Below are 12749 nucleotides of genomic sequence, written 5' to 3'. Positions count from 1 at the left end.
ACGTACCTGCGTAACCCTTACTTAAAAACCAAAACCAAAACACAAGTGATCCGATAATGGCTTCCCGCAAGGCCAACGCCGCCTACGCTTCCCTTCCTTCAAAATCAAATTGTCAATGAACAGAGAAACAAACGCTCTCTCGGGACCACCAAAATCCAGCGAAAACCAGCCACACCCGAACCTCGCAGCCCGGAACCAAATGTCCGATTTTCAGGAATTTAGTACAAAAAACCCTCTCGCCAGCGACGTTGCCGCCGTCGATGAGCCGCGTTATACGCAGCACAATTGAACCCGTCAACGGACAAATTCGAAAAAAATCAAAAAACCTGAAAATAATTTCACCGTAGATATTTTTTCTCACAAATTCAGCCAGTTAGTCTTTCTCCGCCTTTGTACTTGGCCGGTCCCGAATAGTCCCGGAACTGGCCTCGACAACCAGGCCCGAGGCCAATCCTCCTGCTGCCGCAATCAGCGCCATGCCCCGGAAACGGGCAATTTCCGGACGAGACCCGCACCTGAGCAGTTTTTCAAACAATTGCACCGCCAGAACGGCACCGGAGGCTCCGACAGGATGGCCTCGCGCCAAAGCGCCGCCGAGCGGATTGAGCCTTTGCGGATCGAGCTTGAGCGTGTCCGCCGTTACCATCGCCTGAACAGCATAGGCTTCCATCAGTTCGATCGCCGAGAAATCCTCCGGGCCAACGCCGAGACGCGCGAGCAGGGTTTCAGCAACGCCGATCGGCGCCAACGCGGGCGTTGCCGGATCGCCTCCCGAACTCAGGCCGCCGGTAATCCTGAGGGCCGGCCGGCCGTCGTCCACCCGGTGATCTTCCGCCATTAGCAGGACCGCCGCGGCGCCATCGGCCTCGCAGGCAATCGTCGCGGCGCTCAGGCCGGTGTCGCAGGTACCTGTCAGGACCGGGGCCCGCATCGCCGTCCTGAGCGAAAGCGCTCTTGTAAAGGTATCCAGATCAGGACCCGTTTCCCCCACCCGCACCAGACGCCGGCGCAAGATCTCAGTGGCTTCAGCGGCTTTGGCATGCGAGTGCATGGCGAATTTCGCCTGAGCGTTGCGCGTAACACCCCGCTCTTCCGCCAGCCGCGCTGCGGCATCCGCTAAGTCCGGATCCTCAAAGGGCGGCGGGGCGAAGGCGGGCCGGGCATAGGCAACTGGCCGGACCTCCGGCCGCTGCGGACGGTGCATGCGCACCGGCGCGCGGCTGAAACTTTCCGCACCCCCTGCCAGTATGCAATCGGCCGCCCCCGTTTCGATCATGCGGACTGCCAGCAGAATGGCGTCGAGACCGGAACAGCATTGCGTATCCACTGTGAGCGCGGGAACGGAAGGCGGCAGGCCGGCGCGCAAGGCGGCGAGACGGGCCGGATTGCCGCCGCCATAAAGCGCATTGCCCAGAATAACATGATCGACCTGCCCGGCGGCCAGCCCGCCATCGGCGACCAGCCTCGCCAGAACGGGCGCCGCCAGTTCATCTGCCTGAAAGCGGGACAGGGCACCACCGCGCGGCGCGATGGCCGTGCGTCTCGCCGCTGCGATGACAACCGGGCGTTTTGCGCTCATGCGCCCTCCTTGCTGCCATCTTCAAGAAGATCGGAAACGACCTGCTGAATGTCCGCTTTGCCGCCCGCCGTCAGAGGAAGGGTTTCCCGGATATGGAACTTCCGGGGCACTTTTCCGGGGGCAAGCCGGGCCGCACAGTGACGCTGAAGCACTCTTGCCGCATCGGCCGAGGGACCCGAGAGCTGGACGACCGCCTCCAGCCTCTGGCCGCGGACACTGTCGGGAAGGCCGGCAACCACAGCCGACACGACGGCGGGATGATCGGCCAGAACCGCTTCGACCTCCTCCGGATAGACGTTCAGCCCACCGGTGATGATCATCCGGTTGCCGCGCCCGGTCAGATACAGAAACCCATCGCTGTCGAGATAGCCGTCGTCTCCAAACGTCAGCCAACCGTCCTGCCAGCGGGTGTCCGGGGCGTCTCCGCAGATGTAGCCGGAAAACAGCATGCCGCTTTTGACCCATACCGGGCCGGAGCGTCCTGGGGGCGCCGGGTTCTGCGGATCGCCAATGACGAGTTGAACACCCGGGGCGAGGCGCCCGACAGACCCCGCCGGAACCTTGTCCTGCGGTCTGGAAACGGCAATGAAGCTGGTTTCCGATGCCCCATAGAATTCAATCAGCTGCGCTTGCGGAAAGACGCCGGCCAGCGCCGCACGGTCTTCTTCCCGCCATTTGGCCCCACTGGCGAAAACCTGTCGGACGGCATCGACCGGTCCGCTACGGCGCGCCGCTTCGCAAAGATAATGAAGCTGCGTGGGCGTTGCGTATAAAACCGCTCCCGATCCGGTGGCGGCGAGCTCCGCAAGGACGGCGCGCGGGTCAAACCGGGGCAGCAGGACGACCTCCCCGCCACAGGCAAGGCCGCAAGCAGCGCCGTAGAGGTGCAGGGAATGGGTCAGCCCGCCCGGCAGCACCACCCGGTTTGTCCGCGCAAGACCGAAGGCCCGGTTGCTGAGCTCGAAACTTTTCAGCCAGGACCCGTGGGTGCGCACATAACCCTTGGGCGCACCGCTGGTGCCGGACGTGAAGCCGGCATAAAAGAGATCCGCGTCGCCGGGCGGTGCTTGCTGCGCCGAAGCAGGCGGGGCGGAGCGGGACTTCTCTCTGCAGACGGTCGCGAAACTCTTGTCGTCGATGCGCAGATCCGGCCTGACCTCGGTGAGCACCACGGATTTCAGGCCATCAGGCCAGTTCGCATCCACAACCACCGCGATCCGGCCGGTGCGGGCGCAGGCAAAGAAGCAGATCAGCAGCGCCGCCGGGTCATGCAGGAGCAGTGCAACCCGGCCACCATTTGGCGCGCGGCTCCGGATATGACATTCCAGTGCCGCGATGTCGCGGACCAGATCCTGCCAGCTCCAGCCGGCAGTCCCGCATTTCAAAGCCGACCGTTCCGGCTTTTCCGCAGCGAAAGCCGTCAGGTTGTCGCCGACATATGCCATGACAGAGCGTTTCCGGATACGGTTTCCTACAGCCGGATCAATCGGCCATCTTGTCGTTCGCACCGCTCGACGAGCGCGAGAGAACCGCTCCCGGCAGACCGCGGGCAACCGTTTGGGTGATCAGCGCGGCCAGAACCACCTTGACCAGATCGCCGGGGATGTAGATGACGCTGGCAAGGGCCGCCTTCGGCAAGGACAAGCCCGCCATGATCGCGACACCCGGCACCCCGAAGGCGTAGACCACGACAATCCCGCCGATGGCCGCTGAAACGGCCGTCGCAACGAAGATGTTCATGTCGGACGTGGCGCGCATGATCCATCCGGCCACAAACGCACCGACCGGCCAGCCGATCAAAAAGCCGACCGACGGCGTCGTGAAGACACCCCAGCCGCCCCGGCCGCCGGACAGGAAGGGCGCGCCGAGGGCGACTAGGAACAGAAACAGCAGAACGGCGAGCCCGCCGCGCACCGGACCGAGCATCACCCCGGCCAGCATCACGCCGAGCGTTTGTGCGGTTATCGGAACCCCGCCCGTGAGGGGAATGGCAACCGGTGGAACCAGACCAAGGGCCGCAATCAGGGCAGCGTAAAAGGCAATGTGTACGAGAGACCGGTCAGTCATCTGTTTTTCCTTGTTGTTGTCCGTCTGGCCCGCAGGAGAGCTCCGATGCCGCGGCCGTCCGCCGGCCCGATAGCGCAGTTCACCGCCAAAAACCAGACCCAGACCGCGCGTTTCCCGCTCGGCCCGAAAGTCCCTCGGACCCGCCCCGCGCCTTCAGGGCTTCGGCGACATTATCCGACATGCGCAGCGATTGAACAGCAAAAGGTGCAAGCAGCCGCCAGGACGTCTTCGACCCTGTCCGTGCCTGCCAGGCTTCCCGCAGCATTGAAAAGACCTGCATCATATGGGGCGCGAAGCGCAGGGCAAGCGCAACGCCCAATGCCGGTTTTCGGGAGGACAGGCCGATCCATTCCAGTGGCAGGAAAAGCGGCCGGACCGCTTCGAGCATATCGTCCAGGCGGGTGGTCACCGAAACGAAGTTCGCCGCCAGAAACATGATGACCAGGCGCAACACAACAGCGACACCTTCCATGAGCGTGCCGGACAGCCAATGCAGGCCGAGCAAAATTGCGAGAAACAGCGTGAGGCCGCGCAGCAGTTTCAACTGCGCAAGACCTTCCCGGCCGAGGGACGCATAGAGTGCGACGACGGCGAGCAGGCAGGGCAGAAAAATCCAGAGAGAGGCGACCTGGAACAACAGCAGGCTGGCAAGGGCCACCGAAAGAAGCTTGATGCCGGCGGGCGTCCGGTGCGCCCAGCTGTCGCCTTTCAGATATATCGAGATCAAAGGGCTGCGAGCTCCGCTTCCGTTCCCATCCTGCTGCGAATGTCCTCAGAATAGGCCGCCAGAACCTTATCAGGTTTTCCGTCCATGCGCAGGCGCCCGTCTTCCAGCCACAGGACCCGGTCGAAGCCTGACAAATGGCTGAGATCGTGGCTGACCATGACGATCTTCTGCGGCAGAGACAGAATTTTGTCCCGGATCCGGCCCGTGGCAAGCGCGTCGAGGCTGGTCATCGGTTCATCGAGAACCAGCAGACGCGGCTCCATGACCAGGACGGCCAGAATGCAGATGAGCTGCTTCTGGCCTTCGGATAGTTCGGCAACGGGACTGCCGGCGAGTTGCCCGCAGCCGTGACGGACGAGAAATTCCCGGGATCGGTCGCGGCTTTCTGTCTTGCCGACGCCCAGTTGCGTCAACCCGAAAGCGATTTCCTCCTCGACCGTGGGGAAGATCGCCTGATGATCCGGATTCTGAAAAACGAAGCCGACATGGCGCGGCAGTTCCGGCAGGGCTTTGTCGCCAGACGCGCCGAAAAGGCTGAGGCTGCCGCTATCCGGTGTTCTCAGCCCGTTCAACAGCCTGACGAAGCTGCTCTTTCCCGACCCGTTCAGACCAATCACACCGATCCTGCGCTCCGACAGGGTCAGGGAAAGCCCTTCCAGAATACGACGGCTGCCGATGGTGAGCCCGACATCCCGGAACACCGCATAGGGGCTTGCTTCCGGATTACAGACGAGCGGTCTTTGTTTCTTGTTCTTTTTCGGCCAATACGCCATATCACCTCGTCGCGAGCCACTGCCGGGCGCAGCGGAGCACGCGGTTCCAACGTCCTTGTCGCGCCGCTTATCGACCGGCCCGTGCCGGTTGTCAAAGCCTCTCCGGACAGACTTAGGGCGTAAACTCACAAATGAAGACGTAATGGCTTCATTTGTGAGTTTACGCCCTAACCTACCGGCCGCTTCAATTCCGGCAAGTCGGCCAATTGATCAATCGTCGCCCTGACCTTTCCAAGAGCCCAGCGGAAGCGGTCCTCGGATTGTTCCGACCCGAAAGTAATGCGCAGATAGGGAGCCGGGGCGTGATCCCTTACCTGAAAATATCGCGACGAGAGCACGGCCACGCCCTGGTGTCCGAGGGCGGCCTGGAGGGCATCCGGGTCAACTGCGTCGGGCAGCCGCAGCCAGCCGAACACCTTTTCGGGATCCCCCTGGAGAAAATAGGGTGACAGGAGATCCCGGGCGTTCAGGAACCTGACGCGATTGGCTTTCCGTTTCAGGCGCAGCGTCTTGAACAGATGCCCCTCGCGCACCCAGCCGGCGATCAGCTCGGCGGTGATCGGCGAAGCCATCCAGGTGCTTTCGCCGATCTTGTTGCGGATGCTGTCTCCGAAAGAGGCCGGCACATGGACAAAGCCGATCCGGCTGCCGGGAGAACAGACCTTCGAAATACTGGCGATCGAGGCAGTCCGTTCCGGGGCGAGCGCCCCGAAAGCCGGCAGTGTTTCGGGAAGAAAAGGCGTATAGGGATCGTCCTCGACGATCTTGATGTCTTGGGACCGCGCCACCCGGACGAGATTCTGCCTTTCCTCCACCGTCATGGTGTGGGTCGTCGGATTTTGCATGTTCGGCATCAGGAAAACGCCTTTGACGCCATGGGCCGCCGCCGCCCGGGCAAGCGCTTCGGGATCCATTGCGCCGAAACCGCCATCCGCGCGCCGCAGAGCGGGGACCGGAACCGGTTTCAACCCGATGCCCGCAAGAGAGCTGAAAATCGACGGATAGGTGAAACAGTCGACGGCAATCGCATCGCCTGCCCTGAAGAGGGCCTGACAGGTCACCTGGATGCCGTGCTGCGCCCCGCAAGTGACCGCGACGCGGGCCGGATCGGCGTCAAGACCGTAGTCCTTGAAGACGAGAACCCCGGTTTCGCGATGAGTCCTCAGACCTTCGGACGGCACGAAGCCGTTCAACCCGTCGATACCGACAGTTCGGGCCATGCGCACCAGACCGTCGGACAGGCTCGGGTTGAGATGCGGATAGGCGAAATTGCGGGCCAGATCGACAGCTTCCGGTTCCTCCTCCCTGGGGATCAGGGGCGAGACCTTCTGCTTTTTGCAGGCAACATAGGTGCCGCGGCCAGTCTCGCCCTTCACCAGCCGGCGCCGTTCCGCCTCGCCATAGGCCCGGGTGATGGTGCCGAGGGTCACACCCAGCCGATAGGCCAGTTCCCGTTGCGGCGGCAGCCGGTCTCCCTGCGCCAGGGCGCCTGCGCCGATGTCCGTTTCCAGCGCGTCGGCAATTGCCAGATAAATCGGGCCCTGAGCCGCCGTTATGTCCGGGATCCACATTGTCATGAGGACAATGTTTACATTGACGAATACAATTTTTCAAGACAATTGGTATACTCGCCTACTTTGTATCTATTGTATCTAAATCTATCCGGAGACGCGTCATGGATCCTGCTACATTTCTCGCCTTCGCGATCTTCGTCATCGTCATGACCGGAACTCCCGGCCCCGGAAACCTGACCTTTCTGGCGATCGGCGCATCCGCCGGTTACCGCACGGCGTTTCCCGTCATCGTCGCCTCCCAGATCGGGTCCCTGCCGCTGAAGCTCAGTGTGGCCTACGGTCTCGGCCATGTGATGGCGGGTGGCGGACCGATCGTAACGATCTTCAAGGTGCTGAGCATGGCCTATATGACCTATCTCGCCTGGCGCATCGTTTCCCTGAGCGTCAGACCGAAGGGTGAGGTCGCCTTGCCGAGTTTCTGGGAAGGGTTGCTGATCCATCCGCTCAGCCCGAAAACCTGGGCGATGAACCTGGTGGCGTTCTCGACCTTTCTGGCCGGGAACACCTTGAGCGTTCACGAAAACGCCCTGATTCTGGTTACCGGCTTCACCCTGGGCGGTATGGTTTTTCATTCGCTGTGGGCGCTTGCAGGCGTGTCCATCCTCGCGCTGATCGGTGACGGCCCCTTGATGCGGACGATCACCGTGTCGATGGCGGTGGCGATGATCGCGGCAACGCTCTGGTCGCTGGTGCTGTGAAGGTCCGGGGCATCCGGTAAAAGCGACGGGCCTGTCCCTTTCGGGTGCGACGCACAGGCTCAAGGTTACGGGGTGAACACAATCGTCTTGTTGCCGACGATCATCACTCGGTTTTCCAGATGGTATTTCACGGCGCGGGCAAGCACGCGCGCTTCGATGTCCCGGCCGCGGGCGACGAAATCCTCCGCGGACAAGGCATGACTGACCCGTTCCGCGTCCTGCTCGATGATCGGCCCCTCGTCGAGATCCGGCGTGACGTAGTGCGCCGTCGCGCCGATCATCTTCACGCCGCGCGTATGAGCCTGATGATAGGGCTTTGCGCCCTTGAAGCTCGGCAGGAAAGAGTGGTGAATGTTGATCACCTTGCCGAACAGGCGCTTGGAAAGATTGTCGGAAAGGACCTGCATGTAGCGGGCGAGCACCACCAGGTCGGCACCGGTTTCCTTGACCAGTTTCAGGAGTTTGTCTTCCTGCTCGGCCTTGTTTTCCTTTGTCACCGGCCAGTGATGAAAGGCGATGCCTTCATGTTCGGCTGTCCGGCGGCCGTCCGCGTGGTTGGAGACGATGGCCACGACCTCGGCATCCATCCAGCCGACCCGGATCTGGTAGAGAAGATGCAGCATGGCGTGGTCGAATTTCGACACCATGACGATCACTCTCGGCCGCTTGGCGGTATCGACAAGTTTCGCCTTCATGTCGAACCGGCTGATAACCGGATCCAGCGACTTCTGGACGCTTTCCAGAGTGACGCCTTCAGGGGCCAGCATCGCGATCCTGAGGAAGAACTGATTGGTGACCCGATCCCAGAACTGATCGCTTTCAGCGATGTTGGCACCGAAATCCGCGAGTTCCGTCGTCACGGCGGCCACGATTCCGGGCTTGTCCGCGCATGAGAGCGTCAGGACGAATAGGCTATCGGACATGTTCTTCAGTTCTCCAAGGTGTCTCTGGTCCCGTTTTCCGGCCAGCCTGAGCCGGTCGTCGAGACCGTATTTTTCAACAGCTTCCGCAAAACCATGACCCTGTAATACCGGCACAGCGACATGAAAATCCGACAGAGGCCGATAATTGCGGTCCGAACCGGGACAGGCATAGCCGACCAGACATCGATTTGCCACGCATTGCTGCGGCTTGCCTTCCAACTTCCGGATGACCGTGAGTGGCAGAGTGGCCCGCTGAAAGTTCAGTTTGTCTGTTCGTTAACCAAGTTTTTCATCACAATTTTAATCAAATTGTCTGAGCCTTCGCCCGGGGGACGACATTGCAATTGGTTTCGACAAGGCTTGCCCGTCATGCGTCAGCGCCTCATCGCCTGGATCGTATTCATCGGCTTTACCGTCACACTCGCCGGCTGCGGCACCGTCGCCGGTGTGACAGGCATGGGCTGGATGACCGCGTCTCACAATTCGATCGACTATGACGACAGCTCCTGGTGCGTGCCGCGCAAGCTGAAGAAGGTTCTCAACCGCGTCGCCAAGCGCTACGGCAATGTCACAGTGCATTCCACCAAACGCTGGTGGCTGGAAAACTGGTGGAAGGGCGGCGCAAAGAATTCCTATCACCTGAACTGCCGCGCAGTGGACTTTTCGGTTGCAGGAAACCCCTCATCAGTCCTCGCCTATCTGAAGAGCCAGAAGGAAGTCGGCGGATACAAGCACTATTCCTCCGGCCACTATCACATCGACACCGGCCCGCGCCGGACCTGGTGACGCCGGATCCCGCGGACACGCCTGGCTCTGCAGCGTCATTTCAGTTCGCCCAACTCCAGTGCCATTTCCCAGGCAACGGGATCGAATCCGATGAAGTTCTTCGTCTCGCACTCGACGATCGGTCGCCTGATCGCCGAAGGGTGTTCGATCATCACACTGAGAGCGCTGGCTGCATCGACCACGGCGTCCTTTATCTCGTCATCCAGTTTCCGCCATGTCGTGCCGCGCCTGTTCAAGACTGTGTCCCAGCCGAATTCACCGACAAAGGCCGCGAGCCTGTCCGCATCCACACCGTCCTTACGATAATCGTGGAACGTGTAGTCCATGCCGGCTTCCTCCAGGAACTTCCGGGCCTTCTTGACGGTGTCGCAATTCCTGATGCCGTAGACCTTCATGATCAACTCTCTCCGTGACGGTGTCCTGCCGGACAGTTGCGTCTGGCGGATCGAGTTTCAAGCACCCGGAAAGACTTTCCACTATTGCGGCCCCGCGGCGGGTTGACCCCGCGAGGCTCGCGGGTCACTGATCCCCGTTCAATGGCCCGACAGGCGTGTCTGTCTTTGCAATAGGACCACTTTGCTGCATTCATACGGTTCTGGCCTGCCTGCGAGAGGCGTCATCAAACCGGCAAGGATGCCTGGAGACCTTATGAGCGAGCCCGGATCTGCTTCCGTTCCCGTCAAACCCGTATCCCGGCAACCCGAGACCAGATCGCGGCCGGGGATGGGAAACTGGCGCCAGCGTCTGCGGCTGTGGAGCGGGCTCATCCTGTTCGCCTTTTGCCTCAGCCACTTCCTCAACCATGGGCTTGGCATCATTTCCGTCGAGGCGATGAACAAGGCCTCACTCTGGCACTACCGGATCTGGCGCAATCCCTTTGGCGAAACGCTTCTGATTCTGGCGGCGCTGACCCACGTAACGCTCGCACTGTGGCGAACAAGCCGGCGCCGCACCCTGAAGATGCCGCGCTGGGAATTCTGTCAGCTGGCGCTCGGTCTTTACATTCCCTGGTCCCTGATCCCGCATGTCACCTTCACGATGGGCGTGGCCAAGGAGTTCGGTTTCGTGCCGACCTATTCCCAGATGCTGACCATGCTGTGGCCCGATGGCGCTGTGAGCCAGTCCATCCTTCTCCTTGTGGTCTGGTTTCACGCCATGATCGGCCTCCATTTCTGGCTGAGGCTTTATCCGCTCTATAGGCGCCTTCTGCCGCTGGCGGCGACCTTTGCGGCCGCCGTACCGGTCCTGGCCCTGTGGGGCTGGATCGAGGGAGCCCGGCGCCTGGCCTTGAGCCAGGATATCACCATGCATGTCACGGCGGATCAGCACCTCTGGGCCGATAGCCTGATCCTTCAGCTCAGGGCCTTCATCTTCAGCCTCATTCTGATCAGCCTTTTCATCGTGCTGATCCGCTTCCTTGTTCAGCGTTTCGCCTCCGGTATTTCGGTTTCCTATCCCGGTGACCTCAAGATCCGCGTATCTCCGGGCCCGACCCTTCTGGAGATGAGCCGGATGAAAGACATTCCACACGCGGCTGTCTGCGGAGGCCGGGCGCGTTGCTCGACCTGCCGGGTACGGATTCTTTCGGGCAGCGATACGCTTGGCGAGCCGGGACCGGCGGAAGCGGCCGTACTCTCCAGAATTTCGGCCGGTGAAAACGTGCGCCTGGCCTGCCAGATCCGTCCCAGGGGAAATATCGAAGTCCAGCCTCTGGTCCCGGTGAGAGCGGCGGCCGGTTCCACCCGGCACCTTCAGGATGCCTATTTCTGGGGCGTGGAGCAGGTCGTGACCGTGATGTTCGTCGATCTGCGCAATTTCACCCGCATCACCGAATCCCAGCTCGCCTACGATGTCGTGCATCTTCTCAACAGCTATCTCGATCAGACCTCGGCGGCCATCCGTGCCGAAGGAGGTTATGTCGACAAGTTCATCGGCGACGGCATCATGGCCATCTTCGGAATGGACTGCGATGCGGAGACCGGCGCCCGTCAGGCGCTCAAGGCCAGCAAGCGCATCGAAGCTGTCATGGCGGCCCTGGAAGCGGAGAAAGGGCCGCAGTTCAAGGATCCGATCCGCCTGGGGATCGGGCTTCATCTGGGTCCGGCCATCCTGGGCCGCATCGGCGCGGCAGGAACCGACGGGACACGAGGCGGCCTGACGGCGCTCGGTGATGTGGTCAACACGGCCAGCCGGCTGGAAACCGAGAACAAGGTTCACGGAAGTTTCCTCGCCGTTTCCAAAGCCGTGATCGACGCTGCGGATGCCGACATTTCGGACGCGGAGACGTCGGATATCAAATTGCGGGGCAAGGAAGTTGCCTTGCAGATATTCACGATGACCAACCTGGATGGCCTGCTTGTGCCCGATACCGGGGCCGGCGGCAAACCCACCGCAGCCAACCGATAACCAGCCTGGAGAGACCGTGAACCAGTTCCTGACACCGCGAGACATGCTGAAGAAACTGATCTCGTTCAACACTGTTTCAGACCGCAGCAACCTTGCCCTGATCGACTTTGTCGAGGAATACCTTGCCGGGCTGGGCGTTACATCGGTCCGTGTTCCGAGCGAGGAAGGCACCAAGGCGTCGCTTCACGCCATGATCGGCCCGGCGCTCGACGGCGGCGCCGTTCTGTCGGCGCACACGGATGTGGTGCCCGTGGAAGGCCAGAACTGGTCACAGGATCCATTTACCGCCTGGGAAGCCGACGGACGGCTTTACGGTCGCGGCGCGGCGGACATGAAGGGGTTTGCCGCCACAGTGCTTGCGAAGGTGCCTGATTTTCTGTCCGCCGATCTCGGGAGGCCGGTGCATATCGCGCTGTCCTATGACGAGGAAACCGGCTGCACGGGTGTCTCGCCACTCATTGAGGACATGCTCGCAAGGGGACCGAAGCCGGACTTCGTCATCGTAGGGGAACCCACACGCATGAAAGTGGTCAGCGGGCACAAGGGAATTGTCGTGCTCAAGACGGGCATACAGGGCCACCCGGTGCATTCCAGCAGGCTGCACAGGGGCGTGTCCGCTATTTCAGCGGCCGCGAAACTGATCTCCTGGCTGGATGGCAAAACCGCGGAGAACAAGGCCGAGGCCGATCCTGATTGTCCTTTTGATCCACCCTACACGACACTCCATTGCGGCGTGATCCAGGGCGGGCAGGCGCACAACATCACAGCCGAAAACTGCGAATTTGTTACCGATATCCGCTTGTTGCCGGGAGAAAGCGTGGACGACTGGGTTACAGCCTACAAGTCTTTCATCGAACGCGAGGTCCTGCCCGACATGCAGGCGATTTCAGCGCAATGCCGGATCGACGTGACGGAAATGGCCAATGTGCCCGGGCTCCGGGAGGAAGACAACGGCAAGGCGGAAACTGTCGCGCGGCGCCTGACCGGCGACAACGCCCGCAATGTGGTCGTGTATGCGACCGAGGGCGGTATCTTTCAGCGCCACGGGCTTTCAGCAATCATCTGCGGTCCGGGATCCATCGACCAGGCTCATCAACCGGATGAATTCATTGAAATAGCAGAATTGGATCGGTGTGCTGCATTTTTGGACAGGTTGACAGCGGATCTGTCGCAAATAGACAGTTAAACCGATTTGAATTCAGTCAGTTGCAATGTC

Annotated in this window: 12 protein-coding genes; 4 read left to right on the top strand and 8 right to left on the bottom strand. The window is 61.2% G+C overall.

The genetic code is table 11. The features are described 5' to 3' along the window. Window positions 1-373 precede the first annotated feature (373 nt). From OA90_RS06620 to OA90_RS06595, 6 genes are all read right to left on the bottom strand, one after another. Window positions 374-1579, bottom strand: coding sequence for a thiolase family protein (locus tag OA90_RS06620; RefSeq protein WP_068408686.1), 1206 nt, complete (start codon window positions 1577-1579; stop codon window positions 374-376). Beyond that, a complete protein-coding gene (locus tag OA90_RS06615) occupies window positions 1576-3024 on the bottom strand; it encodes an AMP-binding protein (RefSeq protein ID WP_068408684.1) in 1449 nt (482 codons plus the stop codon). The genes OA90_RS06620 and OA90_RS06615 overlap by 4 nt, the downstream gene beginning before the upstream one ends. Before the next feature lie 37 nt (window positions 3025-3061). Then, a complete protein-coding gene (locus OA90_RS06610) occupies window positions 3062-3646 on the bottom strand; it encodes a biotin transporter BioY (protein WP_068408682.1) in 585 nt (194 codons plus the stop codon). Between the two features lie 79 nt (window positions 3647-3725). Continuing rightward, window positions 3726-4373 (bottom strand): energy-coupling factor transporter transmembrane protein EcfT, encoded by a 648-nt coding sequence (locus OA90_RS06605; protein ID WP_068408680.1) that lies wholly within the window; start codon window positions 4371-4373, stop codon window positions 3726-3728. Next, window positions 4370-5146 carry an ABC transporter ATP-binding protein gene (locus tag OA90_RS06600; RefSeq protein WP_068408678.1) on the bottom strand — a complete coding sequence of 259 codons (777 nt, stop codon included), beginning with the start codon at window positions 5144-5146 and terminating at the stop codon, window positions 4370-4372. Before OA90_RS06600 ends, OA90_RS06605 begins: the two co-directional genes overlap by 4 nt. A 167-nt stretch (window positions 5147-5313) precedes the next feature. Then, a complete protein-coding gene (locus OA90_RS06595) occupies window positions 5314-6723 on the bottom strand; it encodes a PLP-dependent aminotransferase family protein (protein WP_208986004.1) in 1410 nt (469 codons plus the stop codon). Between the two features lie 98 nt (window positions 6724-6821). Between OA90_RS06595 and OA90_RS06590 the strand changes: the two genes are divergently transcribed. Next, on the top strand, window positions 6822-7418 hold the full coding sequence (locus tag OA90_RS06590; RefSeq protein WP_068408675.1) for a LysE family translocator: 597 nt from the start codon (window positions 6822-6824) through the stop codon (window positions 7416-7418). Between the two features lie 65 nt (window positions 7419-7483). On the opposite strand, the gene purU is transcribed toward OA90_RS06590, so the two are convergent. Beyond that, window positions 7484-8341: a formyltetrahydrofolate deformylase gene (gene purU, locus OA90_RS06585; protein ID WP_068408829.1), complete on the bottom strand. Its 858-nt coding sequence runs from the start codon at window positions 8339-8341 to the stop codon at window positions 7484-7486. A 369-nt stretch (window positions 8342-8710) separates the two neighbouring features. On the opposite strand from purU, the gene OA90_RS06580 reads away from it, so the two are divergent. Further along, window positions 8711-9127: a D-Ala-D-Ala carboxypeptidase family metallohydrolase gene (locus tag OA90_RS06580; RefSeq protein ID WP_068408673.1), complete on the top strand. Its 417-nt coding sequence runs from the start codon at window positions 8711-8713 to the stop codon at window positions 9125-9127. Window positions 9128-9162: 35 nt separating this feature from the next. Here OA90_RS06580 and OA90_RS06575 read toward each other — a convergent pair whose 3' ends face one another. Next, window positions 9163-9522 carry an ArsC family reductase gene (locus tag OA90_RS06575; protein ID WP_068408671.1) on the bottom strand — a complete coding sequence of 120 codons (360 nt, stop codon included), beginning with the start codon at window positions 9520-9522 and terminating at the stop codon, window positions 9163-9165. A 253-nt stretch (window positions 9523-9775) separates the two neighbouring features. On the opposite strand from OA90_RS06575, the gene OA90_RS06570 reads away from it, so the two are divergent. Next, complete coding sequence (locus tag OA90_RS06570) at window positions 9776-11533, top strand: adenylate/guanylate cyclase domain-containing protein (protein WP_208986003.1); 1758 nt, start codon at window positions 9776-9778, stop codon at window positions 11531-11533. A 16-nt stretch (window positions 11534-11549) separates the two neighbouring features. Continuing rightward, window positions 11550-12719: an acetylornithine deacetylase gene (gene argE, locus OA90_RS06565; RefSeq protein ID WP_199823624.1), complete on the top strand. Its 1170-nt coding sequence runs from the start codon at window positions 11550-11552 to the stop codon at window positions 12717-12719. Window positions 12720-12749: the final 30 nt, after the last annotated feature.

Origin of the sequence: Labrenzia sp. OB1 (assembly GCF_001624695.1) — a bacterium.
In the GTDB taxonomy this organism is placed as follows: domain Bacteria; phylum Pseudomonadota; class Alphaproteobacteria; order Rhizobiales; family Stappiaceae; genus Roseibium.
The sequence above is the reverse complement of the archived record's forward strand: the minus strand, read 5'-3'. Positions and strand labels throughout refer to the sequence as shown.